Here is a 25,767-nt window from a genome sequence, read left to right on the forward strand (position 1 = left end):
CGGCTACCTCGGCATCCATGCCGAGGTGCCCACTGCGCAATGCCTGCGTTCGGCCAGCGTGGTTAACGGGGCGCCGAGATCAACGTCCTCCGCGAGGCGGCCTGATAGCCGGCCTGGTTTAGGGTGATCGCGTTTCCCCTGTGGGAGCGAGCTTGCTCGCGATGGCGGTGGAACAGCTTGCATGAGCGTTGGATGTGCCGCTGTCTTCGCGAGCAAGCTCGCTCCCACAGTTGGATTCCGGCTAGAAGTACAGCCGCCAGAGACAGGTCGGCTATAAGCTTGCCTTTTCGTTCCAACATTAGGTTTGTGGCAACCGGCAGTTTTTGGGGGTGCTTCGCAACCCAAGGAGATGAGTGCCCCACACATTGCTTCCGCTCGGTGTTAGCGCGGATCGACGATGTCCAACGCCCGGTTCGCCAATAGCTCACTGAGCTCGACCATCTGCTGGATCCCCAGGGCGAAATGCCGACGCGAGCCTTCCAGGTCAAAGGTTAGGTCGCCAAGCATGGCGCTGGCGGAGGCCAGGGTTTCGCTGAGGTTGGCTAGGAGAGTTTCGGTGTCTGCGCTTTCCGCGACAAAGAACAGCTGGCTTGAGGGTTGTGTCTTTTTGGCTTGAGGCTTGGGGTCGAGATAATAATCGAGGGCGCGCTTGGCGGCTTCATCGTGCTTTTGGGAATCGGTTTCGGGGGGATTGGGTGTGGCTTTGAACATGATGCAGCTCCTGTTGTGTAGTGGAACCGCCATTTCCCGTTTCCAGGCGAGAAGGTGGCAGCTATGCGCGGGCTGGAAAACCGGAAGGAGCAAACCCGGCAGACTCGAAAGTCTCCCGCGCACAGCCGCCATAACGCAGAACTGCACACGCAAAAAAAGCGATGCAGTATCTCATGTGGCGCGCTGTTGCATGCTCACTTATCGGGTTTCCAGGCCCGACCGCTGAATTTTCAGCGACGGAAAAAGGTTACCGACAGCCCTTCCCACCCGGCAACCGCCAGGGCTCGTCGGAAAAATCTACTTGAATCAGAAAGTGTGTCCGACCATTCCCACAAAGCTTGGTCGGCTGTCAGACCGCCATCGCCGATCCCTGTGGGAGCCGAGCTTGCTCGCGATAGCGGTGGGTCTGCTTGCATCTATGCTGAATGTACCGCCGCCTTCGCGAGCAGGCTCGCTCCCACAATTGGACTGAGTACACCTGCAAGAGCAGGTCGGCTATCAGGCCGCCTCGCGAGCAAGCTTTGCTCCCACAGGTCCAGCTCAAACAAGTCTGATGGGTGTACACCCCCCGCAAGAGCCAGGCCGGCTATAAGGCCGCCTCGCGGTGGACGTTGATTTCGGCGCCCCGTTAACCACGCTGGCCGAACGCAGGTATTGTGGAGTGGGCATCCCGGCATGGATGCCGGGATAGCCGCGCTGGGCCATGGATGGCCCTTCGCGGCGGGCCCACGGAGCAATGCCTTCGTTCGGGCATGCCGAGCCTAGGCGAGGCACCGAGTGGTGGGGCATAAAGCGTTTTGCTTACTTTTGCGCTTCTCAAAAGTGAGCCGCTGTAAGAGCGGAACCATAAGCCGCCGTTACCGCAGCAATGGATATGTACTCAATCAGACCGCCATCGCGAGCAAGCTCGCTCCCACACAGGTTTTTGGTCGTTTATAAGGTCAGTGTCCACCGCCGATCCCGGTGGGAGCCGAGCTTGCTCGCGATGGCGGTGGGTCTGCTTGCATCTATGCTGAATGTACCGCCGCCTTCGCGAGCAGGCTCGCTCCCACAATTGGACTGAGTACACCTGCAAGAGCAGGTCGGCTATCAGGCCGCCTCGCGAGCAAGCTTTGCTCCCACAGGTCCAGCTCAAACAAGTCTGATGGGTGTACACCCCCCGCAAGAGCCAGGCCGGCTATAAGGCCGCCTCGCGGTGGACGTTGATTTCGGCGCCCCGTTAACCACGCTGGCCGAACGCAGGTATTGTGGAGTGGGCATCCCGGCATGGATGCCGGGATAGCCGCGCTGGGCCATGGATGGCCCTTCGCGGCGGCCCACGGAGCAATGCCGGAGTGAGGGCACACCGAGCCTAGGCGAGGTGCCGAGTGGTGGGGCAAAGACCTTTTGGTTACTTTTGGGGCGTTTGCCAAAAGTGACCCGCTGTAAGAGCGGAACCGTCAGCAGCCGTTACCGCAGAAATGGATATGTACTCAATCAGACCGCCATCGCGAGCAAGCTCGCTCCCACAGTTGGGCCGAACTCAGTACCCGTTGGAGTCATAGTCAGGGGTAAACGCAAACCCAACCACCCGCTCAACCCCCGTCTCCAACCGCCCATCCGGCCAAAGCCGCAACCACCGATACCCCGGCGCCTGCGAGCCCACCGCAAAATCCTCGCTCCCCGGCTCAAACTGAATACAGGTCGAAGGCGAAGCCAACAAACGAACCCCCTCGCGCACCCGATCGACCTCCTGGTGCACATGCCCCCAGAGCACCGCCCGCACCTGTGGAAACCGATCCAACACCGCAAACAAAGCCTCCGGATTACGCAACCCAATCGGCTCCATCCACGCACACCCAATCGAAACAGGATGATGGTGCAGACACACCAGATGATGCCGCTCCGGCGCCTCGCTCAGCGCATTGGCCAACAGAATCAACTGCTCCTCGGCCAAAAATCCCGGCACCGAACCCGGCACGGCCGAGTCCAGCATCGTCACCCGCCAATTGCCGACGTCCACCACCGGATCGAGCAACGAGCTCTTGACCGCCGCCTCGAGCATCATCCGCGGCTCGTCATGGTTACCGGGGATCCACCGCGCCGGCGCATCGATTCGGGCAGTCAACTGCCGAAACGCCGCGTAGGACTCCAGCGTGCCGTCCTGGGACAGATCCCCAGTGGCGAGCATCAGGTCAATGTCCGGCTGCTGCTTGAGCACCAGATCGATGACCGCCCGCAAACTGTCACGGGTATTCATGCCCAGCAACGAGGCATCGGCCTCGGCGAACAAATGGCTATCGGACAGTTGGACCAACAACGCCGCGTCGGCAGTGGTCAAGCTGGATACGCTCGGCAAATCGCTCTCTCCCAGGCGCAATCACGCCGTTGCATGAAGCCGCAATTATGCTGGGGGACGATCGAAAGGGGAAACCCGCGAACCGGAACCGGTTCACAACTACCGAACGACTTCGAACTCGTGGCCCAGCGCCAGGCAATGACTCAGCCACTCGCCCAGGAACAGGTTCAACTGGGCCTTTTCATCCGGCTGGTGCATCGAGGCATTGGGATAAGGATAGATGCCACGAAAGCGTCGTGCATGTTCGGCGCTGACGACTTCGGCCATGCGCGCATCGTGATAGACCTGAACCTCCAGCTGTGGCACCGGCAACCAGGGCAAGCTGTGTTCCTGGCGCACCTGCAAGGTGGTGGTGTAGGGACAGGCCTGCAGCACTTCCAGGGCCAGCACGCCGAGCATCTGGTCGCCGTGGGTCACGGCGATGCGGCGCGGCAACGGGTCGTTGCGCATGTCCGGCAACAAGCGCATCAGGCGGGCGTAGTTGGCCTCGCAGGCGGCCTGCAACCCCACCAGATCGACGCGATAGCGGTCGCGCAGCTTGTTCAGGACCATAGCCCCCTCACTTCATCGCGATTCAAGGCCAGCCATTGCAAGGCAATGATGCTGGCTGCGTTGCAGATACGCCCGTCGCGCACGGCTTGCAAGGCATCTTCGTAGGCCCAGACTTTCACCCGAATGTCCTCGGCTTCTTCCAGAAGGCCATGCAGGCCGCCTGCCCCCGTGCTGTCGCAACGCCCCAAGAACAAATGTACGAATTCATTGCTGCCGCCTGGCGATGGAAAATACCGAGTCATCGGCCAAAGCGCAGCGAAGACAAGCCCAGCTTCCTCCTGCGCTTCGCGATGAGCAACTTCTTCCGGTTGCTCATCCTTGTCGATCAGGCCGGCCACCAGTTCCACCAGCCAGGGGTTGGTGGTCTTGCCAATGGCCCCCACGCGAAACTGCTCGATCAACACCACTTCATCGCGCTGCGGGTCGTAGGGCAGCACGCACACCGCGTCATGACGCACGAACAGTTCACGGCTGATCTCACGGCTCATGCCACCGGCAAACAACTCGTGGCGCAAGACGAGGCGGTCGAGCTTATAGAAACCCTTGAAGCAGGTTTCACGCTTGACGATGTCCACGGTGTTCGGTGTGGCGTTGGCGAAGTCGGTCATGACAATCCTCGTGTGCAATGGATCAATACGAGGTTCCAACCTCGGCTTCGCGCCATCCTAACGCGCCCGTACCCTTTGATGCAGCCCCTTTCCGGTGATCGGGATGGACGGCTGCGCTGAAAATCACTCTAATGAGCTTAGTGGCGAACTGATTGCCTTGCCGACAGTCGAAGCGGGTAACTTTTTGCCTTTCCGTGTTTCATGAAGGACGCCCATGTCGCTTTTCAAAACCGCCTCCGTGGCTGCCATTGCCCTGACCCTGGGCGCTTGCCAAAGCCTGTTCCAACCCAACTATCGCGCACCGCTGGAGACCACCCGCGACGCTTCGGAACAACTGCAACCCGGCTGCGCCAGCGCCGACTGCCCATTGGTGAACATCGATACCCTGCACTTCCCCACCGAGCCTGCCTTGGACGGCATCGTCGAAAAACGCCTGCTGCAAATGACCCGCACCCCGGACGCCCCGGCGGCACCGACGCTGGCGGCCTATCGCGAACAGTTCTTGCGCAACGCCGCACCGCGCAACAGCAGTTATTTGCAGGCCAAGGTACGCGAGCAACATGACGGCCTGGTGATCATCGAATTGTCCAGCTATCTGGACACCGGCGGTGCCCATGGCACGCCAGGGCGTGGCTTCATCAACTATTCGCGCCAGCAGCACAAGGTGCTGACCCTGTCGGACATGCTGCTGCCAGGCCAGGAAGAAGCCTTCTGGAAAGCCGCCCAGGTCGCCCACAACAGTTGGCTGATCAGCACCAAGCTGGATCAGGAGCCCGAGTTCCTGAAACAGTGGTCCTTCCAGAAAACCCCGCACGTGGCGCTGACCTACGGCGGGGTGATCCTCAAGTACGAAGTGAGCACCATCGCGCCGTACGCCCTGGGTCACATCGAACTGAAGATCGCCTATCCCCGCCTCAATGGCATCCTCAAGCCCGAGCTGTTCCCCGGCCGTAGCTGAAAGCCCGACCCAACAGCAGTTGCAGCAACCCTGCCAGAATCAGCGACGGCAGGGTTGCACCGACATCCGGATAGAGGTTGGCCAGCACGTGATAAGTGCTCACCCCACCCAGCCAGGCCAACAGGGCCGGCCAGCGCAACGCGGCTGACACCACTTGGCTGCTGCGTTTGCGCAGGATGAAGTGGTCCACCAGCACCACGCCGAACAGCGGCGCGAACACCGAGCCGATCAGCAGCAGGAAGTTCTGGTATTGCGCCAACGGTGCGAAGCAGGCGATCAAGGTGCAGATGATGCCAATCGCCAAGGCCAGGTGCTCGACCTTCAACCCCGACAGCATGCCACTGGACACTGCCGCCGAGTGGATGTCGGCGAAGGCGTTTTCCGACTCGTCCAGCAGAATCAGCAACAACGGAATGCCCAGCCCGGCACCGGCCAGGGCCAGCAGCAACGCGTTGACTTCACCGCTCGGCGCGAAGGCCAGGGTGTAGGCCACGCCCAGGCTCATCAGCCAGACATTACCGATGAAGAAACCCACGGCCGTGCCGCCGAAGACGTTCCTGGCGCGTTGGCCGAAGCGTGAGTAGTCGGCGATCAGCGGCAACCACGACAGCGGCATCGCAATGGCGATGTCGAACCCCACCGCCAGCGGCATCGAACCATCGCCCGCCTGGGCCCACAGCGCCGCCAGGTCAGCCTTGGCAAACAGGTTCCAGGTCAGCCAGAGGCAGGCCGCCAGCAGTAACCAGATGCCCCATTTGCGCAGGACCTTGCGCACGAAGGTCAACGGCCCGCTCACGGCGAGCAGGGTCGCCAGGGCGCCGAAGAACAGCGTCCACAGCAGCGGGTTCGAACCCAGGCTGCCTTCGCTGAAGGCTCGGGCACCGAGCAGGCTGGCGGCATCGCGCATGACGATGATTTCGAACGAGCCCCAGCCGATCAATTGCAGCAGGTTCAACACCGCCGGCACGCTCGCGCCCTTGCCGCCCAGGCTGAGCTTGAGGGCGGCCATGGCCGACAGACCAGTGTCACTGCCGATCACCCCGACCGCCGCCAGCAGCAGGACGCCCACCAGCGTGCCGAGGAAAATCGCCAGCAACGAACCGCTCAGGCCCAGGCCTGGCGCGAGCAACGCACCGACCTGCAAGACCATCAAACCGATGCCGAGGGAGAACCACAGGGAAAACAGATCGCGGGCGCCGAAGACGCGTTTGTCCAGGGGGACCGCGGCGTCAGGGGAGTAGGTGCTGGGTTGGATGTTCAAGGGTTGTTATCTCAGAGGGATATTGTTGTTCTATCGACCGCTTTCGCGAGCAGGCTCGCTCCCACAGGGGACTTGCGGCGAACACAAGATTTGTGAACGACCGAGATCCCTTGTGGGAGCGAGCCTGCTCGCGATGGCGGCGGTGAAAACACCGCCGACCTCAGCTCACATCACACTTTCTTGTAAAGCTGACTACCTTCCTGCTTGAACCGCTCCGCCTGCTCCGCCAAGCCTTGGGCGACATCGACATCCACCGTTTCAATGCGCTGGTTGGCGGCGTATTCGCGCACTTCCTGGGTGATTTTCATCGAGCAGAACTTCGGCCCGCACATCGAGCAGAAATGCGCCACCTTGGCCGAGTCCTTCGGCAGGGTTTCGTCGTGGTACGAACGGGCAGTGTCCGGGTCCAGGCCGAGGTTGAACTGGTCTTCCCAACGGAACTCGAAACGCGCCTTGCTCAAGGCGTTGTCGCGGATCTGCGCGCCCGGGTGGCCCTTGGCGAGGTCGGCCGCGTGGGCGGCGATCTTGTAGGTGATGATCCCGGTCTTCACGTCATCCTTGTTCGGCAAGCCGAGGTGTTCCTTCGGCGTGACGTAGCAGAGCATGGCACAACCGAACCAGCCGATCATCGCCGCACCGATGCCGGAAGTGATGTGGTCGTAACCCGGCGCGATGTCGGTGGTCAGTGGGCCGAGGGTGTAGAACGGCGCTTCGTCGCAGCACTCGAGCTGCTTGTCCATGTTCTCCTTGATCAACTGCATCGGCACGTGGCCAGGGCCTTCGATCATGCATTGCACGTCGTGCTTCCAGGCGATCTTGGTCAGCTCGCCGAGGGTTTCCAGCTCACCGAACTGCGCTTCGTCGTTGGCGTCGGCAATCGAGCCCGGACGCAGGCCATCGCCCAGCGAGAAGCTGACGTCGTAGGCCTTCATGATTTCGCAGATGTCTTCGAAGTGGGTGTAGAGGAAGTTTTCTTTATGGTGCGCCAGGCACCACTTGGCCATGATCGAACCGCCACGGCTGACGATCCCGGTGACACGCTTGGCAGTCATCGGCACATAGCGCAGCAACACGCCGGCGTGGATGGTGAAGTAGTCGACGCCCTGCTCGGCCTGCTCGATCAGCGTGTCGCGGAACAGCTCCCAGGTCAGGTCTTCGGCCACGCCGCCGACTTTTTCCAGGGCCTGGTAGATCGGCACGGTCCCGATCGGCACCGGCGAGTTGCGGATGATCCACTCGCGGGTTTCATGGATGTGCTTGCCGGTGGACAAGTCCATGACCGTGTCCGAACCCCAGCGGATGCCCCAGGTCAGCTTCGCCACTTCTTCTTCGATGGACGAACCCAGCGCGCTGTTGCCGATGTTGCCGTTGATCTTCACCAGGAAGTTACGGCCGATGATCATCGGTTCCAGTTCGGTGTGGTTGATGTTGGCCGGGATGATCGCGCGGCCACGGGCGATTTCATCGCGCACGAATTCCGGGGTGATGACTTTCGGCACGCTGGCGCCGAAGCTGTGGCCGGCGTGTTGCTGGTCCAGCAGGCCGGCGGCGCGGGCCACTTCCAGCTTCATGTTTTCGCGGATGGCGACGTATTCCATCTCGGCGGTGATGATGCCTTTGCGCGCGTAGTGCATCTGGCTGACGTTGGCGCCGGGCTTGGCCCGACGCGGGTTGTTCACGTGGACGAAGCGCAGCTTGGTCAGCTCGGGGTCGGCCAGGCGTTCCTGGCCGAAGTTGGAACTCAGGCCCGCCAGGCGTTCGGTGTCGCCACGGGCTTCGATCCACGAAGAACGCACGTCGGCCAGGCCTTTGCGCACGTCGATGGTCACGTTCGGGTCGGTGTACGGGCCCGACGTGTCGTACACCACAACCGGCGCGTTGATTTCGCCGCCGAAGTCGGTGGGCGTCACGTCGAGGCTGATTTCACGCATGGGCACACGAATATCCGGGCGGCTGCCCTGGACATAGATTTTTTGCGAGCGGGTAAAGGGCTGGACCGATTGCTCATCGACCTTGGCCGAATCACTGAGGTTGGTCGCGCTTTTTGCTTTTATCGTCATCACGGGCTCTCCAGACACACATCCAGGCAGTGGATTTTTGTCGGAGCGAACCTGTAGCGAATGGACGCACCCAGCACGAAAGTGCGGATGCTGTGCTTGCTGCTCGAGTGCGTTCAATGGTCGAACGACATCCCGGACGAAGCACAAGAGGACTCGCCGGGTGACGAGAAATCTTGTTCCCTACGCAGGCGTTAACCTGATCAGGTTCAACGGGATCCGAAATTATTCGATCTCAGCCTCATAGCAAGGCACCCCGACAAGAACCCGGCCAGTCTAGACACAACCACCACAGAACGCCATCACCCGGGCAAAAGCCGTGATGAATGGCGCATATACAGGATTGTTGCCGTGCGCGGGCGCAACTACACTCGCTACGCCGCGCCTCTTGTGCGCAAACATTCGAGAAGTAGGGATCGCCTCATGCTGCGCAAACTTTCACTGGCCCTCGCCGTGTCTTGTGCGTCCAACGGAATGGCCTGGGCTGCCGAAGCGCCCCTGACCACCAAAACCGATCTGGTGAGCGTCTATCAGGAAGCGGTGGACAATAACGCCGACCTGGCGGCCGCCCGCGCCCAATACGGTGCCCAGAAGGAGGTGGTGCCCCAGGCCCGTGCCGGGTTGCTGCCGAACCTGTCCGGTGGTGCGGAAGTCGCTAATGTACGCACCGATATCGACCAGCCTGCCGCGGTCGCCAACCGCAGCGCCCGCTCCTACCAGGCCACGTTATCCCAACCCTTGTTCCGTGCCGATCGCTGGTTCCAGTTCCAGGCCGCCAAGTCGGTGAATGAACAGGCTGCACTGCAACTGTCGGCCACCGAGCAGAACATGATCCTGCAAAGCGCCGAGAGCTACTTCAACGTGCTGCGCAGCCAGGACAACCTCGCTTCGACCAAGGCCGAGGAAGCCGCGTTCAAGCGCCAGCTCGACCAGTCCAACGAACGCTTCGACGTCGGCCTGTCGGACAAGACCGACGTGCTGCAGTCCCAGGCCAGCTACGACACCGCACGCGCCAACCGGATCCTCGCCCAGCGCCAGGTCGAGGACGCGTTCGAAGCGCTGATCACCCTGACCAACCGCCAGTACAACTCGCTCCAGGGCATCGTCCACACCTTGCCGATCCTGCCGCCGACGCCGAACGACGCCAAGGCCTGGGTCGATACCGCGGCCAAGCAGAACCTCAACCTGCTGGCCAGCAACTACGCGGTCGATGCCGCCGAAGACACTTTGCGCCAGCGCAAGGCCGGGCATGCGCCGACCTTGGACGCCGTGGCGAGATATGAAAAAGGTGACAACGACGCCCTGGGCTTCAGCAACCCGAACGCATTCGGTCGCGCCTACAGCGGCGACGTAGAGCAACGCACGCTGGCCCTGCAATTGAACATACCGATTTTCAGCGGTGGGCTGACCAGTTCCCAAGTGCGCGAGTCCTACTCGCAGCTCACCCAGACCGAACAGCAGCGCGAAGGCCTGCGTCGGCAGGTGGTGGAAAACACCCGTAACCTGCACCGTGCGGTCAACACGGACGTGGAGCAGGTCCAGGCCCGGCGCCAGTCGATCATCTCCAACCAGAGCGCGGTGGAAGCCACGGAAATCGGCTACCAGGTGGGCACCCGCAACATCGTCGACGTGCTCGATGCCCAGCGCCAGCTGTACACCTCGGTGCGCAACTACAACAACGCCCGCTACGACTACATCCTCGACAACCTGCGTCTGAAGCAAGCCGCCGGGACGTTGAGCCCGGCAGACCTGCAGGACCTGTCGCGCTACCTCAAGCCCGACTACAACCCCGACCGCGACTTCCTGCCGCCGGACCTGGCCCAGGCAGCGGCACAACAGTTGCGCTCGCGGCCGGCGCAGTAGGAGCTGTCGAGTGCAACGAGGCTGCGATCTTTTCCAGACACTTGAATCTCAAGCGAAGATCAAAAGATCGCAGCCTTCGGCAGCTCCTACGGGCCAGGCCAGCGATTACCGCCCTGCGAGCAACCGCCCCAACCCCTCCAGCAACCGCTGCAACGCGCCCTGGTTGGTGCGCATCACCTTCAGCCCTGCCTCGGCCATGCGCTGGGCGTCGCGAGGCAGTTCGAGCAGACGCTGCACCGCCAGGGCCAAGCTTTCGGCATCGTCCACTTCCACCAGCGCTCCGGCAGCACGCAGTTGCGCGGCGATTTCGAGGAAGTTGAACAGGTGCGGCCCACTGAGCACCGGTTTCGCCAGGGCTGCCGGTTCGAGCAGGTTGTGCCCACCGTTGGGCACCAGGCTGCCACCGACAAACGCGCTGTCGGCCAATGCGTAGAAAAACAGCAGTTCGCCCATGGTGTCGCCGAGCAGCACCGAAGCCTGGGCGGTAACCGGCTGGCCGCTGGAGCGCCGCACGGTGACCAGGCCTTCGTTTTCACACAACCGGTGCACCGAGTCGAAGCGCTCGGGATGACGCGGCACCAGGATCAGCAACGCATCGGGATAACTGTCGAGCAGCCGACGGTGAGCCGCCAGTACCACTTCGTCTTCACCTTCATGGGTGCTGGCGGCGATCCACACCGGGCGCTCGGTTGCCTGCCACTGGCCGCGCAAGGCGCTGGCGTCTTCGAGCAGTTGCGGGTCGATGGTCAGGTCGAACTTGATGGAGCCGGTGACCTCGACGGTTGCCGCCCGGGCGCCCAACTGGCGAAAACGCTCGGCTTCGGCTTCGGTCTGTACGGCGAACAGGCTCATCTCGGCGAGCATGGGCCGGGTGAGCTTGGGAAAGCGTGCATAACCCCGGGCCGAGCGCTCCGACAACCGCGCGTTGGCCAGGGCCACCGGAATGCCGCGCCTGGCGCATTGGTGAATGTGATTGGGCCACAGCTCGGTTTCCATGATCACCGCCAGGACCGGGCGAACCCGGTCGAGAAAGCGCTTGGCGGCACAGGGCAAGTCGTAAGGCAGGTAACAGTGCTGGATGCGCGGCTCGTTGGCGAACATCGCCTGGATCCGTTCCGACCCGGTGGGCGTCATGCAGGTGACGGTGATGGGCAACTGTGGATAACGTTGCAGCAAGGCGCGGATCATCGGCGCGGCGGCAATGCTCTCGCCCACCGACACCGAATGGACCCAGATTCCCCCCGGCACCAGGGTCGGCAGCCCCCAGGAGAACCGCTCGCCGATGCGCCGGGCATACGCTGGCGCCTTGCGGGCCCGCAACCACAGCCGAATCGCTACCAGTGGCAGCCCCAGATAAAACAACGCGCTATAGAGAGTTCTGTTCATGGCGGCGGAGTTTATCGGTTTTTCAGCCAATCGCCTGCAACTGCACGGCAAAACGTTCCGCCAGCCAACGGGCCGCCGGCCCCAGGGGTTCGTCGCGGCGCCAGACCAGTTCCACCACCAGGGCCGGCGGAGTCCATTCGCTGCTGAGTTCGACCATGTCACCCAGGTACGCCGGGTATTGCACCACATGCCGCGGCAGCCAGGCCCAGCCCAGGCCACTCCTCAGCCATTCGGCCAACACATAGAAACTGTCGGCCCGCCAGACCTGCGGGCTGGCCTGCTCGCTGCCGGGATAGACGCTGGACTGGGTCGCCATCAACAACTGGCGGTGCCGGGCCATTTCCCGGCAGGTCACATAAGCATGGTTCGCCAGGGGATGTCCCCGGCGGCACACCGTGACCATTTCGACGCTGCCCAGTACCCGGCGCTCCAGCGCCTCAGGGATCTGGTCGTGATAGAACAGCAAGCCGAGGTCGGCGCGCCGCTCCACCAGTTTGCGCGCCACGTCGCCCTGGGCGGCGCTGGCCAGTTGCACTTCGAGGGTGGGAAATTGCTCGGCCAGGGCCGCCAGACTGTCGATGACCGGTTGATAGGGCATGGCTTCATCCTGGGCCAGGCGCAGCGACGCTTCCTGCCCGCGCATCAAGGCCTGGGCCCGACCGTTGAGGCGCTCGCACTGGCGCAGCACTTCCCTGGCTTCTTCGAGCAGGGCTTCACCCGCGTCGGTGAGCCTGGGCTGGCGGCCGCTGCTGCGCTCGAACAGGCTCACCCCCAAGTCGTCTTCCAGCATGGCGATCGCACTGCTGATAGCCGATTGCGCCTTGCGCTGGTCCCGGGCCACGGCGGAAAACGAACGTTTCTCGGCGACGCCGACAAACAGCCGCAATTGCTCCAGGTTCCACTGTACGTTCATGGCTCAACCTATCTCCAATACAGATAGGTAATGACTTTACCGCATTTGGGCGATCTCTAGAATGACCCCATCGAAAGACGCAACCGTCAAAGAGGAACTGCCCATGAACGCCTACTACTACCTGGCCATCGCCATCTGCGCCGAAGTGATCGCCACTGTTTCGATGAAAGCGATCAAAGGCCTGAGCACACCCCTGCCCTTGCTGCTAGTCATCGTCGGCTACGGCACTGCGTTCTGGATGCTGACGCTGGTGGTGCGCACCGTACCGGTGGGGGTGGCCTATGCGGTCTGGGCCGGGCTGGGCATCGTCATGGTCAGCGTGGCGGCGTTGTTCATCTACGGGCAGAAACTGGACGTGCCAGCGATGCTGGGGATGGCGTTGATTGTGTTGGGGGTGGTGGTGATCCAGCTGTTCTCCAAGACCGCCGGGCACTGAAAACACACTGATCATTAATTGGAATACCTTGTGGCGAGGGGATTTATCCCCGCTGGGGTGCGAAGCGCCCCCTTTTTCAAGGCAACTGGCATACCGTGCTGTCAGGTTCTGGGGCTGCTGCGCAGCCCAGCGGGGATAAATCCCCTCGCCACAGTTGGACTGACCGTGAACAGGGGGATCAGACGCATCTCATCGAGTCTGTATACTGCGCCCTCGTCTTGAACACTGAGGTCGCTGCATGCCATCCGTTATTTCCACCGACATCCTGATTGTCGGCGCCGGAGTCGCCGGCCTCTGGCTGAACGCGCGCTTGCGCCGCCTGGGGTTTTCAACCGTGCTGGTGGAAAGCGCCAGCCTCGGTGGCGGGCAGAGTGTCAAATCCCAGGGCATCATCCATGGCGGCGCCAAATACGCCTTGCATGGCGCCCTGACCGGGGCCTCGGAAGCCATCGCCGACATGCCGCGCCGCTGGCGCGAAGCCCTGAAGGGTGACGGTGAACTGGACCTGTCCGGCGTGCGCATGCTGTCCGATGCCCATTACCTCTGGTCCCCCGGCACCCTGGCCGGCAACCTCACCAGTTTCTTTGCCAGCAAGGCCGTGCGCGGACGGGTCGACCAGGTCAAGGGCGACCAATTGCCGCCGGCCCTGCAAGACAAGCGCTTCAAGGGCAAGGTCTATCGCCTCGCCGAGCTGGTGGTGGATGTTCCCAGCCTGATCGAGCGCCTGGCGGAACTGGCCGGCGACAGCCTGCTGGCCGGGCAGCACATCGAGCCACTGCGCGAAGCGGGTGAATGGGTCGGACTGAAGGTCGACGACCGTGAGATTCGGGCCCAGCGCATTGTCCTCAGCGCGGGCGCGGGCACCGCTGACCTGCTCAAGGCCCTGGGCCTGGACAAACCGGCCATGCAGACCCGGCCGTTGCACATGGTCCTGGCCAAGGGGCCGGGCCTCAAGCCGCTGTACGCCCATTGCCTGGGCGGCGGGCCGAAGCCACGCGTCACCGTGACCACCCACCCGGCCGCCAATGGCCAATGGGTCTGGTACCTGGGGGGCGACCTCGCCGAAGGCGATGCCATCGCCCGCGAGCCCGCCGAGCAGATCGCCGTCGCGCAGAAAGAACTGGGCCAATTGCTGCCGTGGATCGACCTCAGCACCGCGCAATGGGCCACGTTGCGCGTTGACCGCGCCGAACCGTTGCAGTCGGGCCTGACCCGCCCGGACAACGCCTTCCTCGCCGAGCAGGATCGCCTGTTGGTGGGCTGGCCGACCAAACTGGCCCTGGCCCCGGACTTCGCCGATCGGGTGGTCAACGCGCTGCAACGCGATGGCATCCAGCCCAGTCACCCGGCTCCGCTGCCGGACCTGCCGAAGCCACCCATGGGCGTGCCTGCCTGGGAGCAACTGCTGCCATGAGCCAGGCGACCCTGCATGACCTCTATCGCCCTCTGGGCCATGACGGCCCGCGGGTTTCCCCCTTGGGCCTGGGCACCGTCAAGCTGGGCCGCGACCAGGGCGTCAAATACCCCAACGGCTTTCAGATCCCCGATGACGACGAAGCGCGCATGTTGCTCAAGCTCGCGCGCGACCTGGGTATCAACCTGATCGACACTGCGCCGGCCTATGGTCGTAGCGAAGAACGCCTCGGCCCGCTGCTGCGCGGCCAACGTCACGACTGGGTGATTGTCAGCAAGGTCGGCGAAGAATTCAGTGACGGCCAGTCACGCCACGACTTCAGTGCCGCCCATACCCGACTCTCGGTGGAACGCAGCCTCAAGCGCCTGGAAACCGACTACATCGACCTGGTCCTGGTGCATTCCGACGGCAACGACCTGGCGATCCTCAACGACAGCGAGGTCTACCCGACCCTGGCGGCGCTCAAGCGCGAAGGCAAGATCGGTGGCTTCGGCTTTTCCGGCAAGACCGTCGAGGGCGGCTTGAAGGCCTTGGAGCAAGGCGATTGCGCCATGGTCACCTACAATCTGAACGAACGAAACGAAAAGGCGGTCATTGACTACGCCAACGAGCACGGCAAAGCGATCCTGGTGAAAAAGGCCCTGGCCAGCGGCCACGCCTGCCTGAGCCCCGGGGTAGACCCGGTTCGTGCCAGTTTCGAACTGTTGTTTGAGCATCCTGGAGTCGCCAGTGCTATTGTCGGCACCATCAATCCGCTGCACCTCGCCCATAACGTCGCGACCGTAGCCACGGTTCTGCGTAAACGCTGACGCCGCCCTACGCGGCCTGAAGGAAGGAGCCGACATGCCGCGTACGCTCATCAGAAAGAACCCCAGCAACTTCAAGACCCTGCCCCTGTTCGTCGAAGCGACCCCCGAAGGCCTGACTTACCAGAGTGTCGGGATGCCGCTGAATTTTGCCCAGACCTTGCAGCGCCGCCGCCCTGTCGCAGTGGCCGATGCCGAGCGTTTTTCCCTGGAGCTGGCGAACCTGGGCGTCTCGGTGCGCCTGACCCTGCATTGGCAGAACCGCGACTATTGGGTGCTGGTGCGCCAGCGCCGGCAGGATCGTGGCGACGTGGTGCTCAAGCTGATTTCCGGCTACGTCCCGGCCCACGAACTGAACCTGCCGCTGCTCACCGCCATCAGCGAGATCGCCGAAGAATGCCTGCTGGAAACCCCTGAAGGCTGGCTGGGCGGGCGCTTCAACGACACCTGGCTGCCAGCCCCCTACGCCACGGCCTTGCACTACCGCGAGGCCTTGCCGTTTCGCCTGACGCCCCTGTCGGGCTCGGCCCGCCCGGTGCGCAGCGCCAACCTGCAACTGATCGAACGGCCACGGGCCTACGTGCATCTGCCGACGGCATCGCTGCAATTGATCTATGACTTGCGCCTGGACGTGCCCAAGGAAGCCAAGTCCCTGAGCCTGTTTCACGTCGATGAGCGTCTGGAAGGCGACCAGTTGGTGGCACGCCTGGACCGCAAGCGACCGGACCTGTACCTGATGCCGCTGCAGGATGGGCAACCCTTGCCCGAGCTGTACACCTTGAAAAAGGATCAGCTGTACCCGGCCAGCACCCGGGGACTGTACCTGGCGGAAAGTTTCGCCCGGCAGGACGGCTGGCTGGTGCGTGACGAGCGGATTCGCTGGAAGGACTGGCTGCGCCAGCAAGGGCTGACGCCACCGGGCAAGGAGTCGGGCCTGACCCGGCTCAAGGGCAAGGCCCGGCAGTTGCTCAAGAAGATCGTGCCGCGCAAGGTGGCTCGTTAGGCCTGATGCCCACTTCCTGGCTGGACAATGGGCCCTGTGGGAGCGAGCTCGCTCGCGATTGCGTTGGATCGTTCAGCCTCGATTAGGCTGATATACCGCTATCGCGAGCAAGCTCGCTCCCACAGGTGCTGCGCTTTGCCTGACACATCAGTTGTTGCGGATCTTCTCCACGATCGCCGTCGTCGAGCTGTTTTCCACCAGCCCCAATACCTTCACGGTACCGCCGTAGGCCGAGACGATGTCGGCGCCGACGACCTGGTCGATCCCGTAGTCACCGCCCTTGACCAGCACATCCGGCTTGACCTGGCGCAGCAGGTTTTCCGGCGTGCCCTCGCTGAAGCTGATCACCCAGTCCACCGCGCCCAGGCCGGCCAGGACCGCCATGCGCCGGTCGACGCTGTTGATCGGACGCCCCGGCCCTTTGAGACGGCTCACGGAGGCATCGTCATTGACCGCGACGATCAGGCGATCCCCCTGGGCCCTGGCCTGCTCGAGGTAGGTCACATGGCCAGCGTGCAGGATGTCGAAGCAACCGTTGGTGAAGACGATGCTTTCGTTGTGGGCACGGGCGTCGTCAACGGCCAGCAGCAGTTGCTCCAGGCCCAGCACGCCCCGCTCGGAGCCTTCCTCGCGCTGGATGGCGCGGCGCAGCTCGGGGGCGCTGATAGCCGCCGTGCCGAGCTTGCCGACGACAATGCCCGCCGCCAGGTTAGCCAGGGCGACCGCGTGGGGCAGTTCCTCGCCGGCAGCGATCGCGGCGGCCAACGTGGAAATCACCGTGTCGCCGGCACCCGTCACATCGAACACTTCACGGGCACGGGCCGGCAGGTGCAACGCGGGGTGACCGGGGCGCAGCAAGGTCATGCCGTGCTCGCCACGGGTCACCAGCAAGGCGCCGAGGTCGAGGTCTTGCATCAGTTGCGCGCCTTTGCTCACCAATTCGTGCTCATCGACGCAACCGCCGACGATGGTTTCGAATTCGCTGAGGTTCGGCGTGATCAGGCTGGCGCCACGGTAGATGGAAAAATCCTTGCCCTTGGGATCGGCCAGGACCGGAATGCCACGGGCACGGGCGGCCTGGATCAGCGCCTGGTGATTCTTCAACGCGCCTTTGCCGTAGTCCGACAATACCAGGACCTTGACGCCTTCGAGCAAGTTGTCGACCTCGGCACCGAGGGCCAGGGGGTCGGTGGCGAAAGGTTCTTCGAAATCGATGCGCAGCAGTTGCTGGTGGCGACTCATGACCCGCAGCTTGACGATGGTCGGCTGGTGCGCAACGCGCTGGAATATCGCACGTACGCCTGCGCCCTTGAGGCTGTTGGTCAGGCTGTCGGCGGCCTCGTCGTCGCCGGTCACGCCCACCAGGGAGGCCGGTGCGCCGAGGGCAGCGATGTTCAAGGCAACGTTGGCGGCACCGCCCGGGCGATCCTCGATGTGCTCGACCTTGACCACCGGTACCGGCGCCTCAGGGGAAATCCGTGAGGTACCGCCATGCCAGTAGCGGTCGAGCATGACATCGCCGACCACCAATACAGGGGCTTGATCGAATCGCGGCATGGACAACTTCATGGAGCATCCCACATACAAAATGAACAGGGCCGCGATATTAGCACAGGGTTGGCGAAGGCTTGTCCATGGCTGCAACGCGAAGCCAGGACGTTCGTTCCGTCAGTTTTGCAGCAACGCCGCCAGTCGTGCACAGGCCTGGTCCAGCTCCACCTCGCTGGTATCGATCGCGCAGTCTGGCGCAAGGGGTGCCTCGTAGGGGCTGTCGAGCCCGGTGAAGTTCTTGATCCGCCCGGCGCGGGCCTCGCGGTATAACCCCTTGGGGTCACGCCGGGCGCAGACGTCAAAGGGTGTACTCACATAAACCTCGACGAAGGTGCCCTCGGAAAACAACTGCCTGGCAGCTTCCCGGTCAGCCCGAAACGGGGAGATGGCCGCCACGATGACGATCAGGCCGGCGTCGACCATCAGGTGCGCGACCTCGGCAATGCGGCGAATATTTTCCTGGCGGGACTCGGCATCCATGCCCAGGCCCCGGCACAACCCCTGGCGCAGGTTGTCGCCATCGAGCAGGGAGGTGTGCAAGCCCTGCCGGTTGAGCTGCACTTCCAAGGCATTGGCCAGGGTCGACTTGCCCGCCCCCGACAGTCCCGTCAGCCAGATGCAGCGCGGTCGCTGGGCCTTGATGGCCGCCCGGTCCGCCGGCGTGAGCGCCTGTGCATAAGGACTGATCCGCGCCGGCTGCATCGATACGTTCGACGTTTCATTCATAACCAAGCATCTCGTAGTCACGTTGGTATACCCGCCGCACCAGTCGACGAGTCCGCACTGAGCAAATGTCCCCGACCGGCACCGTGGCACGCTGCCAGCTGTGGTTCACATGGGGTAACCTCGCGCCCCGGTCCAGGTATTCCTGGTAACCGATGAAGTCCATCGCCAGGTGGCCGAAGGAATCGATAAGGAAATCCGTCTGGGCAGCGAAATGCAATTGCCGGGTGATGTTCTCCGGGTGCAGCCATCGCGCGACGAAATCATCGAAGTCGCGGTATTGGCCCATCATTTTCCGCGCCGCCTGGTCGCGCACGCCCAGCGTATTGCCCCGCAGGAAAGCATAGGCTGAATACGCACGCTCCAGCGGATCGCGAACAAAGGCAAATTTGAAAACGGCGGCGTACTGCGGCCCGGACACACCACTATCGCGAGCGAGCTCGCTCCCACATGGGTTCCGAGGTGCATGCAACATGTGTGTCCAACACCGGATGGGAGCGAAGCCGGCCGAGAGAAACCGGCCGGCTCGCTGCCTGGGGTCCGAACTCAGGCGATATTCTGGGCGGGAGCGTCCAGCCCCATGGCATGAAGACGCGCGTAGTAGCCGTTCTGCGCCAAGAGCTCGCCATGGGTCCCTCGTTCGACGATCCGCCCCTGGTCCATCACCAGGATCAGATCGGCCTTTTCGATGGTCGACAGACGGTGGGCGATGACCAGGGTCGTACGGCCTTTCATGACCTGGTCCAGCGCGGCCTGGATATGCCGCTCGGACTCGGTATCCAGCGCCGAGGTGGCCTCGTCGAGGATCAGCAGCGGCGCGTTCTTCAACAATGCCCTGGCAATGGCCAGGCGCTGGCGTTGGCCGCCGGACAACAGCACGCCGTTTTCGCCCACCTCGGTGTCCAGGCCATGGGGCAACTGCTCGATGAAGTCCATCGCATAGGCATCCCGGGCCGCCTTTTCAATGTCGGCCCGTGGCGCACCGGCCAGGTCGCCGTAGGCGATATTGTTGGCCACCGTGTCGTTGAACAGGGTGACATGCTGGGTCACCTGGGCGACATGACGACGCAGGTTACGCAGGCGGTAGTCTTCGATTTCCACGTCATCGAGCAGGATCTGGCCGACCTCATGGTGATAGAAGCGCGGGATGAGGCTCGCCAGGGTCGACTTGCCGCTGCCCGAACGACCCACCAGCGCAATCATCTGCCCCGGTGCCGCGGTGAAGCTGATGTCCTTGAGCACTTCGCGCTCAGCGCCGGGGTAGGTGAAACTCAGGTTGCGCACGTCGAGACGACCGCTGACCCGTTCCTGCTCGACCGTCCCCCCGTCGACCTCCGGCTCGACATCCAGTTGCTCGAAGATGCTCTCGGCACCGGCCACGCCTTTCTGGATGGTGGAGCTGACTTCCGAGAGTTGGCGAATCGGCTTGGGCAGCAGGCCGGCAGCCGTGATGTAGGCCACCAGGTCACCGGCCGTCGCGTCACCGCGCAGGAACAGCACCAGGAACATCAGGGCCGCCATGGCGGTGTAGATCACCAGTTGCAGCATCGGCGTATAGACCGCACCGGTACGCGTCATTCGCAATTGCTTGTCGGTGTTGCCCTGGCTGGCGTTGGTAAAGCGCTGCTCTTCATAGGCCTCGCCGCCGAAGCTGCGCACCACGCGGTAGCCCTGGATGGTCTCGGAGGCAACGTGAGTCACATCGCCCATGGCCACCTGGATCTTTTTGCTCTGCTTGCGGAATTTCTTGCTGGTACTGCTGACCATGACCGCGATCAGCGGCAGGATCGCCAACATCACCAAGGTCAGCTTCCAGTTCATCCACACCAGGTAGGCGAAGAGGAACACCACGGTGAGACCTTCACGGATCACCACCTTGATGGCATCGGTAGCCGCACCGGTGACCATGGTCACGTTGAAGGTGATTCGGGAGATCAGGTGGCCGGAGTTGTGGGTGTCGAAGTAGCGATTGGGCAACACCAGCAACTTCTTGAACAGCTCGACCCGCAGGTCATGCACCAGTCCCAGGGAAACCCTGGCCAAGTAATAGTTGCCCAGGAACGACCCCAGGCCCTGCCAGGCAGCGATCAGAATGATCAGCAGCGGCACCGCCATCAGCAGTTTCAAGTCCTGGAGGTACGGCACGCTGGGAAAGAGCACCGCATCGGGGTTGCTCAAGCCGTCGACGAAATATTTGAGAATCCCGGCCAGCATGGGCTGGGTCGAAGCAAATATCACGAAACCCAGGATGCTCAGCAGAAAAATGCCCGCGTAGGGTTTGACGTATCCCAACAACCGAAAATAGATCTTCAGGCTGGAATCCTGTTCCGCTTTGGGCGGTGCGTCACTCATCGTCGGGCTCACTGGTTAGGAAGAACGCGGAATTTTATCACAGCCACCGACATTGGCCTGCGCCCAGGTCAAAACGCTGGCCAGGCCAATCGGTAGCCAGGTAATGAACCATTCGGCACGGGGGGTTCCGGTCAGGCTCGCGGCATCGAATTGCATCGCCAGGAACGAAAACACCCACATGCCGAGCACGCCCCGGCCCAGCAGGCTTTCCCGGGCCCGCCAGGCTTCGCGCAGCACGGCGAACCAGACAATGCACCACAGCAGCAGCCCCGGCAGCCCGAGTTGAATGGCGACGTGGCTGAACAGGTTGTGGGCATGATCGAACGTGAGGCCGTGGCTGACAACCCGATAGTCAGCCGCCACGCCAAGCCCCCCCCATGGGCGCTCGGCAATCATGTGCAGGCTCGACATGAAAATCTCGGGCCGATAGGAAGCACCGCGCGCCATGACCAACGGCTCGAGCAGCCAGAAGGTCAGCATCGCCAGCACCAGCGCCGTGGCGGCAATCACGCGGGCCCGCTGGTCCCGGCAGTAGATCGGCATGGCCAGTATGCTGAGCAGCAAGGCCAGCGCCGCACCACGGCTCTGGCTCGCCACCACGAAGCTCCCCAACAGCGCCAGGGCCAGCACCCAAAGCACTTGCAGGCCGCGGTGACGCGGTACCCAATGCAACATCCAGATCGCCGCCAGGCCGATCACGTAGCCGCCGAGGATCGGATGGGACAACTCCCCCAACCCTTCCAGGCGCGCATTCCACGGGTTGTTTGCCATGCCGTAGAAACGGACGATAGCCATCAGCGCCGTCAGTGCCAGCCCGAGCCCCCCCCATTGCATGATGCGAATCACCCGTTCGGGCTGGCCGTCGGCGAAAACCGGGAAAAACATCAGGAACACCAGGATGTACAGCAGTCGCTTGGCCTCGCGGGCCGGCTCCGCCGCTTCGGTCCAGAACAGCGTGATCAGCGCCCAGCCCATCAGCGCCAGCAACGCCGCGTAGATCACGCGCTGGGCACGCCATAACTCTGCCAGCCGATGACGGGCCGGCCAGGCGAAGACGATCGCCGGCAGCCAGGCGAATGCAACCAACCCCTGTTGATAAATCTTGTTGGTCGGTGCCAGGGCTATCGCCAGCAAAAACCATAATAAGCCAAAGGCCATCCAGCCCTGTGCCCAACGTGTTGCCTGCATCTAACGCTCCTAAACGGTCTACCAGCCAAGCCGGCATGGTGAAAACAAAAACTTTTGGGCATCATGGCCCGCCACGGCACCGGTTCTTTCAACAAGGTTTCCCTACGATGCAATCCTCACGGCTTCCCCAAGCCGCTTTGAATCAATTGATTGAAGGCGCCAGCATTCTGGAGGCCGACAGCTACGGCCCAAAAGTCTATCTGCTGCAGGATGGGAATATCCTCAAGCTGTTTCGCCGCAAGCGGCTTTTTTCTTCGGCCCTGCTAAGGCCTTATTCAACGCGATTCATCGATAATGCGGCCCGCTTGCAGAAACTCGGCGTACCGACTCTCCAGGTGCTGGCCTTCTACAAACTGCAAAAACCCGGCATGACCGCCGTACTGTATCGACCGCTCCCTGGTAAAACCCTGCGTCAATTATCGAATCAGGAAAATTTCAGCTGGCAGCAGACCCTTCCGGCGCTGGTCGAACTGATCCGCAGCCTGCACGCCAGGGGTATTTATTTTCGCTCGCTGCACCTGGGCAACATCGTCGTCACGCCCGAAAACACACTGGGACTGATCGATGTGGCCGATATGCGCTTCCTGCGCTCGCCACTGCCGCGCTACCTGGCACGTCGCAACCTGCAACATTTCGCTCGTTATATTGCCCGGGAGAACCTGAACGGGAGCTTTCCGATGCAGGCATTGGAAAACGCCTTACTGATGGTCTGAAATCAACTGCCGGGCGGTCTGGCTGAAACTCAACCAGGCCTCGTCTGGTGCCAGTGCCCGGTACTGGGCCAACGCGACGGCCTCGGCCGGCGCCTCGGCGGCCCGCAGGATCGCCTCGCTCCAGCTCCCGTCGTCATTAACCGGCGCGTACCAGCCGGTGTCGCCCAACTGCTCGCGAAAGACCGCGATATCACTCGCCAGCACCGGGATGCCAGCCAGCACCGCCTCTTGAAGAATCAACCCGAGGCCCTCGTCCCTGGATGGGACCAGCACCCAGTCAAACGCCCTGTAGACTGTTGCCGCCTCCTCCAGATGCCCTGTCAGCAAGACCTTGCCGAGCAGGTCTGGCTGCTCGATCCGCGCCTGCAGCGCCTCACGCGTGGGGCCCTCACCGACAATCACCAGGCGCCAGTCGGGATGGTCCGCCGCAGCCCGGCCAAACGCCTCCAGCAGACTGGCGAAGCCCTTTTTATCCACCAGCCGCCCCACCGCTCCAAATACCCGCACGCCTGAGCGCGGCAAGCCCAGCCGGTCACGTGCATCTTCGCGGGGGAGAAGGTCCGCCTGGAACGCCGCCGGATCGAACGCACTACGCAGCGCAATGACCTGGAGACCCAACTCTTCGCGCAGCGACATCGCCAGGGTTTCGGAGACCGCCGCCAGGGCCAGGCGCGAAGCCGGGAACTCACGCAGCAACTTTCGGCCGGCCGGATTGACTCGTGTCGCACCATGAAAAACCACCACCACACGAATCTGCGGCAAATGCTTGAGCACCGGCAGCAAAGTGCGGGCTACGCCGACGCCATCGAGCAACACCACGCGGGCCTGGCTGTCGAGCAACGCCTGGCGGAAACGGCTGTGCATCAGTGGTTTGAGCAGGCGCCAGATGTGCCGGCCCTTGAGGCGGGCCGAGGTCATATTCCACTCGAGTGCCGTCCCCACATCAACCTGGCAGGCAGCCGCCGAGCCCTGCAAGAGCCATGTCTTGACAGGCATCGCTGGTTCCATCCGCGAGAGAATCTGATTATGAACCTTGTGTACCGAAGCGAACGGTGCACCGCCCGCCCACATGACATTGATAATGCTCATCGAGCAGCAAACCTTCTATCGCGGACCGGGACTCATGCTTCGCGGCATTCAGTAGTTGATAAGCCAGCCAATGCAGACTCCAAGCAAGAGGACCAGGGACAGCTTAACTTGCTCGCGGCGCCTGCGACGTGCCTTGCGTTGACGCTCCACGGGGACTTCCACATGAACCCCGAATCCGGTGTGCAAAACAGCATCCCCTTCCAGAGTGACCGCCGTCAAGTTCAGTTGCGCATAGCGAAGGGACAGGGCTTTTTCGCCGCCGAAACCGGCAAAGGGGGCGCAAAGCTGGTACTCCTTCAGCCGTCGCAGCCCCGGGTTGAGAGAAAAGCTTTGCCATTCGGGTTTATCTGAAATCAACGGATAACACGGCACTCCACCGATGACTTCCCGTTCGCCCAGGCGGATATAGGGGCTGTGTACGCACAAGTCATAAACATAGTTGCGCAGCCATACCTGGAGGATCCCGGGCCGCTGCTCCAGGATCGTGCGCGAATCCTCCACGAAGGCCGGGCGATAGAACTCCCAGTCATCCTCGCAATGGAAAATGTAAGTCGTCTTCACCTGCCCGTACGCCAGGTCGATCGAGGCCAACTGCCCAAGCTTCGGCCGATTGACGAAGACCGTGGTGCGGTCTTTCCAATGAGCGGGAACCACGCCATGCACGCCTTCGTCGCCGGCATCTTCGGTAATGAAGACTTCACGAATGGGCGCGGTATTGAAGCGATCGAAACTCTCCAGGGTCCGCTTGAGCAGATCGAGCCGGCCGCAACTGGTTACCACCAGGGTAATGTCACTATCGTCGGAAAACTGCACTGAAATACCATTTAGTCAAACGCCATCTGAACACCGGATGGCTCAACGGTTCGTATCAAACGCCCAGCTTCAGGCGCAATGTCTCCAGCAGACTCAACGGGGCACGAGGCCGCAACGGTGGCTCCAATGCTTCAACGATTTTCTGCCCGATGCGCGCGAAACTGAACTGTTCCAGCGCCAGCTTCTGGCCGTTGTGCGCCACATTGCGCGCCAGCTCGGGGTCGGCGCGCAGCCGGGAAAGCTTTTCCTGGAGTTGCGGGATGTCACGGTACAACACCACGTTATGCATGTCCTGCAACCCCAAGGCCCGCGCTTCGTCGATGCCCTGGTCGAACGCCAGCAGCACACAGCCGCAGGCCATGGCTTCGAAATTCTTGATCATGAACTCGCCCATACCCACGTCGGCACTGACGAAAAAGCGGATACGATTGAGGGTCTCGCAATATTCTTCGCCGGACTTGGTCCGGGTCACGACCAGTGGCTCAACCCGGCCCAGCTCATCCAGCAGCGCCTTGCGACCACTATAGGCAACACTGTTGGTGCTGCCGACGAAGGCCAACTCGATATCCCGTTCACGCCCCTGATCCTGCAATAACGACTGATCGTAGCCCTTGGGCACGAATACCGCATCGAAACCTTCGTCGCGCAGACGTTCGGTCACCATGAAACCGGAACTGATCACCCGCACCCACGGCATGCGACGGTAATGCGCACTGAATTTTCCGGTGTATTTGCACGGAATGTAATTCTGATAGGCATCGTGCTCGAGGATCACCAGGTTGGGGATCGTGCGGATGAAACCGGCCTGACGAATTTCCTGCTTGAAACGCAGGAAAAATATGATCCGGTCATAACGCGATACGTCCACATGGCGGCGGAAATACCCCCGCAGGTTGCGTTGTTCCTTGCTGTCGAGCCAGCGCAGGTCGCACTCGCAATGAGCGGCCACGCCTTCGTAGAGCCGGTCCAGGATGGCCCGCTGTTCTTTCTGCACCAGAAACAGAACTTTCATCGTTTTCCTTGCGGCACCGA

General features: G+C 62.4%; 22 protein-coding genes, 1 pseudogene and 1 riboswitch. Of the genes and pseudogenes, 7 read left to right on the forward strand and 16 right to left on the reverse strand.

Annotation, left to right across the window (positions count from 1 at the left end; all coding sequences use genetic code 11):
- Window positions 1–381: 381 nt before the first annotated feature.
- The 4 genes from BLQ55_RS06745 to BLQ55_RS06760 form a co-directional block, all read right to left on the reverse strand.
- Window positions 382–711, reverse strand: a complete 330-nt coding sequence (locus BLQ55_RS06745) for a DUF6124 family protein (RefSeq protein ID WP_092205611.1) — start codon at window positions 709–711, stop codon at window positions 382–384.
- 1,522 nt (window positions 712–2,233) lie between these two features.
- Entirely contained in the window at window positions 2,234–3,049 is an 816-nt protein-coding gene (cpdA, locus tag BLQ55_RS06750) for a 3',5'-cyclic-AMP phosphodiesterase (RefSeq protein WP_092253342.1), read from the reverse strand.
- A 99-nt stretch (window positions 3,050–3,148) separates the two neighbouring features.
- On the reverse strand, window positions 3,149–3,601 hold the full coding sequence (locus BLQ55_RS06755; protein WP_092205313.1) for a DUF1249 domain-containing protein: 453 nt from the start codon (window positions 3,599–3,601) through the stop codon (window positions 3,149–3,151).
- Window positions 3,592–4,209 carry an NUDIX domain-containing protein gene (locus BLQ55_RS06760; RefSeq protein WP_092205312.1) on the reverse strand — a complete coding sequence of 206 codons (618 nt, stop codon included), beginning with the start codon at window positions 4,207–4,209 and terminating at the stop codon, window positions 3,592–3,594. Before BLQ55_RS06760 ends, BLQ55_RS06755 begins: the two co-directional genes overlap by 10 nt.
- A 214-nt stretch (window positions 4,210–4,423) precedes the next feature.
- Here BLQ55_RS06760 and BLQ55_RS06765 point away from each other — a divergent pair, with 214 nt between their 5' ends.
- Window positions 4,424–5,167, forward strand: coding sequence for a DUF3298 domain-containing protein (locus BLQ55_RS06765; RefSeq protein WP_092253031.1), 744 nt, complete (start codon window positions 4,424–4,426; stop codon window positions 5,165–5,167).
- On the opposite strand, the gene cytX is transcribed toward BLQ55_RS06765, so the two are convergent.
- Window positions 5,136–6,428, reverse strand: a complete 1,293-nt coding sequence (gene cytX / locus BLQ55_RS06770) for a putative hydroxymethylpyrimidine transporter CytX (RefSeq protein ID WP_092253033.1) — start codon at window positions 6,426–6,428, stop codon at window positions 5,136–5,138. The two genes, BLQ55_RS06765 and cytX, sit on opposite strands and share 32 nt — an antisense overlap.
- A 170-nt stretch (window positions 6,429–6,598) precedes the next feature.
- Window positions 6,599–8,488, reverse strand: coding sequence for a phosphomethylpyrimidine synthase ThiC (gene thiC, locus BLQ55_RS06775; protein ID WP_092253035.1), 1,890 nt, complete (start codon window positions 8,486–8,488; stop codon window positions 6,599–6,601).
- 160 nt (window positions 8,489–8,648) lie between these two features.
- A riboswitch (TPP riboswitch) is annotated at window positions 8,649–8,754 on the reverse strand.
- A gap of 154 nt (window positions 8,755–8,908) precedes the next feature.
- Here thiC and BLQ55_RS06780 point away from each other — a divergent pair.
- Entirely contained in the window at window positions 8,909–10,348 is a 1,440-nt protein-coding gene (locus BLQ55_RS06780) for a TolC family outer membrane protein (RefSeq protein WP_092253037.1), read from the forward strand.
- 105 nt (window positions 10,349–10,453) lie between these two features.
- Here the strand turns inward: BLQ55_RS06780 and waaA are convergent, their stop codons facing one another.
- Together waaA and BLQ55_RS06790 are read right to left on the reverse strand one after the other, a co-directional pair.
- A complete protein-coding gene (gene waaA, locus BLQ55_RS06785; protein ID WP_092253039.1) occupies window positions 10,454–11,734 on the reverse strand; it encodes a lipid IV(A) 3-deoxy-D-manno-octulosonic acid transferase in 1,281 nt (426 codons plus the stop codon).
- A gap of 22 nt (window positions 11,735–11,756) precedes the next feature.
- Window positions 11,757–12,647, reverse strand: a complete 891-nt coding sequence (locus BLQ55_RS06790; protein WP_092205304.1) for a LysR family transcriptional regulator — start codon at window positions 12,645–12,647, stop codon at window positions 11,757–11,759.
- A gap of 103 nt (window positions 12,648–12,750) precedes the next feature.
- Between BLQ55_RS06790 and BLQ55_RS06795 the strand changes: the two genes are divergently transcribed.
- From BLQ55_RS06795 to BLQ55_RS06810, 4 genes are all read left to right on the forward strand, one after another.
- Window positions 12,751–13,083 (forward strand): DMT family transporter, encoded by a 333-nt coding sequence (locus BLQ55_RS06795; RefSeq protein WP_003197153.1) that lies wholly within the window; start codon window positions 12,751–12,753, stop codon window positions 13,081–13,083.
- 238 nt (window positions 13,084–13,321) lie between these two features.
- Window positions 13,322–14,497, forward strand: a complete 1,176-nt coding sequence (locus tag BLQ55_RS06800; protein ID WP_092253041.1) for an NAD(P)/FAD-dependent oxidoreductase — start codon at window positions 13,322–13,324, stop codon at window positions 14,495–14,497.
- Window positions 14,494–15,306: an aldo/keto reductase gene (locus BLQ55_RS06805; RefSeq protein WP_092205301.1), complete on the forward strand. Its 813-nt coding sequence runs from the start codon at window positions 14,494–14,496 to the stop codon at window positions 15,304–15,306. The genes BLQ55_RS06800 and BLQ55_RS06805 overlap by 4 nt, the downstream gene beginning before the upstream one ends.
- Window positions 15,307–15,340: 34 nt before the next feature.
- Window positions 15,341–16,306 carry a hypothetical protein gene (locus BLQ55_RS06810; protein WP_014336264.1) on the forward strand — a complete coding sequence of 322 codons (966 nt, stop codon included), beginning with the start codon at window positions 15,341–15,343 and terminating at the stop codon, window positions 16,304–16,306.
- A gap of 147 nt (window positions 16,307–16,453) precedes the next feature.
- On the opposite strand, the gene hldE is transcribed toward BLQ55_RS06810, so the two are convergent.
- The 5 genes and pseudogenes from hldE to BLQ55_RS06835 all read right to left on the reverse strand — a co-directional run bounded on the left by hldE (window position 16,454) and on the right by BLQ55_RS06835 (window position 22,120).
- A complete protein-coding gene (gene hldE / locus BLQ55_RS06815) occupies window positions 16,454–17,875 on the reverse strand; it encodes a bifunctional D-glycero-beta-D-manno-heptose-7-phosphate kinase/D-glycero-beta-D-manno-heptose 1-phosphate adenylyltransferase HldE (RefSeq protein ID WP_092205300.1) in 1,422 nt (473 codons plus the stop codon).
- 99 nt (window positions 17,876–17,974) lie between these two features.
- A complete protein-coding gene (gene cysC / locus BLQ55_RS06820; protein WP_176814190.1) occupies window positions 17,975–18,583 on the reverse strand; it encodes an adenylyl-sulfate kinase in 609 nt (202 codons plus the stop codon).
- Window positions 18,576–18,989, reverse strand: a pseudogene (locus tag BLQ55_RS06825) (sulfotransferase family 2 domain-containing protein); the annotation flags it as partial. The pseudogene BLQ55_RS06825 and the gene cysC, both read right to left, overlap by 8 nt.
- A 137-nt stretch (window positions 18,990–19,126) precedes the next feature.
- Window positions 19,127–20,932: a lipid A export permease/ATP-binding protein MsbA gene (gene msbA, locus BLQ55_RS06830; RefSeq protein ID WP_092205298.1), complete on the reverse strand. Its 1,806-nt coding sequence runs from the start codon at window positions 20,930–20,932 to the stop codon at window positions 19,127–19,129.
- Between the two features lie 15 nt (window positions 20,933–20,947).
- Complete coding sequence (locus BLQ55_RS06835) at window positions 20,948–22,120, reverse strand: O-antigen ligase family protein (protein ID WP_092253045.1); 1,173 nt, start codon at window positions 22,118–22,120, stop codon at window positions 20,948–20,950.
- A gap of 107 nt (window positions 22,121–22,227) precedes the next feature.
- Here BLQ55_RS06835 and BLQ55_RS06840 point away from each other — a divergent pair, with 107 nt between their 5' ends.
- Window positions 22,228–22,833: a BUD32 family EKC/KEOPS complex subunit gene (locus BLQ55_RS06840; protein WP_092205296.1), complete on the forward strand. Its 606-nt coding sequence runs from the start codon at window positions 22,228–22,230 to the stop codon at window positions 22,831–22,833.
- Here BLQ55_RS06840 and BLQ55_RS06845 read toward each other — a convergent pair.
- The 3 genes from BLQ55_RS06845 to BLQ55_RS06855 are packed head-to-tail and all read right to left on the reverse strand — an operon-like array spanning window position 22,819 to window position 25,747.
- Window positions 22,819–23,922: a glycosyltransferase gene (locus tag BLQ55_RS06845; protein ID WP_092253047.1), complete on the reverse strand. Its 1,104-nt coding sequence runs from the start codon at window positions 23,920–23,922 to the stop codon at window positions 22,819–22,821. The genes BLQ55_RS06840 and BLQ55_RS06845 overlap by 15 nt on opposite strands.
- Before the next feature lie 48 nt (window positions 23,923–23,970).
- Window positions 23,971–24,735, reverse strand: a complete 765-nt coding sequence (locus tag BLQ55_RS06850; RefSeq protein WP_092253049.1) for an LSm family protein — start codon at window positions 24,733–24,735, stop codon at window positions 23,971–23,973.
- A 55-nt stretch (window positions 24,736–24,790) separates the two neighbouring features.
- Window positions 24,791–25,747: a glycosyltransferase family protein gene (locus tag BLQ55_RS06855; protein ID WP_092253051.1), complete on the reverse strand. Its 957-nt coding sequence runs from the start codon at window positions 25,745–25,747 to the stop codon at window positions 24,791–24,793.
- Window positions 25,748–25,767 lie beyond the last annotated feature (20 nt).

Origin of the sequence: Pseudomonas sp. NFACC13-1 (genome assembly GCF_900104425.1) — a bacterium.
Classification (GTDB): Bacteria; Pseudomonadota; Gammaproteobacteria; order Pseudomonadales; family Pseudomonadaceae; genus Aquipseudomonas; species Aquipseudomonas fluorescens_AA.

Bases quoted from the DNA above. Each gene is read 5' to 3' on its own strand.
- BLQ55_RS06745 (WP_092205611.1), bottom strand. From the start codon at position 711: ATGTTCAAAGCCACACCCAATCCCCCCGAAACCGATTCCCAAAAGCAC.
- BLQ55_RS06755 (WP_092205313.1), bottom strand. From the start codon at position 3,601: ATGGTCCTGAACAAGCTGCGCGACCGCTATCGCGTCGATCTGGTGGGG.
- BLQ55_RS06760 (WP_092205312.1), bottom strand. From the start codon at position 4,209: ATGACCGACTTCGCCAACGCCACACCGAACACCGTGGACATCGTCAAG.
- BLQ55_RS06765 (WP_092253031.1), top strand. From the start codon at position 4,424: ATGTCGCTTTTCAAAACCGCCTCCGTGGCTGCCATTGCCCTGACCCTG.
- thiC (WP_092253035.1), bottom strand. From the start codon at position 8,488: ATGACGATAAAAGCAAAAAGCGCGACCAACCTCAGTGATTCGGCCAAG.
- BLQ55_RS06780 (WP_092253037.1), top strand. From the start codon at position 8,909: ATGCTGCGCAAACTTTCACTGGCCCTCGCCGTGTCTTGTGCGTCCAAC.
- waaA (WP_092253039.1), bottom strand. From the start codon at position 11,734: ATGAACAGAACTCTCTATAGCGCGTTGTTTTATCTGGGGCTGCCACTG.
- BLQ55_RS06790 (WP_092205304.1), bottom strand. From the start codon at position 12,647: ATGAACGTACAGTGGAACCTGGAGCAATTGCGGCTGTTTGTCGGCGTC.
- BLQ55_RS06795 (WP_003197153.1), top strand. From the start codon at position 12,751: ATGAACGCCTACTACTACCTGGCCATCGCCATCTGCGCCGAAGTGATC.
- BLQ55_RS06800 (WP_092253041.1), top strand. From the start codon at position 13,322: ATGCCATCCGTTATTTCCACCGACATCCTGATTGTCGGCGCCGGAGTC.
- BLQ55_RS06805 (WP_092205301.1), top strand. From the start codon at position 14,494: ATGAGCCAGGCGACCCTGCATGACCTCTATCGCCCTCTGGGCCATGAC.
- BLQ55_RS06810 (WP_014336264.1), top strand. From the start codon at position 15,341: ATGCCGCGTACGCTCATCAGAAAGAACCCCAGCAACTTCAAGACCCTG.
- hldE (WP_092205300.1), bottom strand. From the start codon at position 17,875: ATGAAGTTGTCCATGCCGCGATTCGATCAAGCCCCTGTATTGGTGGTC.
- cysC (WP_176814190.1), bottom strand. From the start codon at position 18,583: ATGAATGAAACGTCGAACGTATCGATGCAGCCGGCGCGGATCAGTCCT.
- msbA (WP_092205298.1), bottom strand. From the start codon at position 20,932: ATGAGTGACGCACCGCCCAAAGCGGAACAGGATTCCAGCCTGAAGATC.
- BLQ55_RS06835 (WP_092253045.1), bottom strand. From the start codon at position 22,120: ATGCAGGCAACACGTTGGGCACAGGGCTGGATGGCCTTTGGCTTATTA.
- BLQ55_RS06840 (WP_092205296.1), top strand. From the start codon at position 22,228: ATGCAATCCTCACGGCTTCCCCAAGCCGCTTTGAATCAATTGATTGAA.
- BLQ55_RS06845 (WP_092253047.1), bottom strand. From the start codon at position 23,922: ATGAGCATTATCAATGTCATGTGGGCGGGCGGTGCACCGTTCGCTTCG.
- BLQ55_RS06855 (WP_092253051.1), bottom strand. From the start codon at position 25,747: ATGAAAGTTCTGTTTCTGGTGCAGAAAGAACAGCGGGCCATCCTGGAC.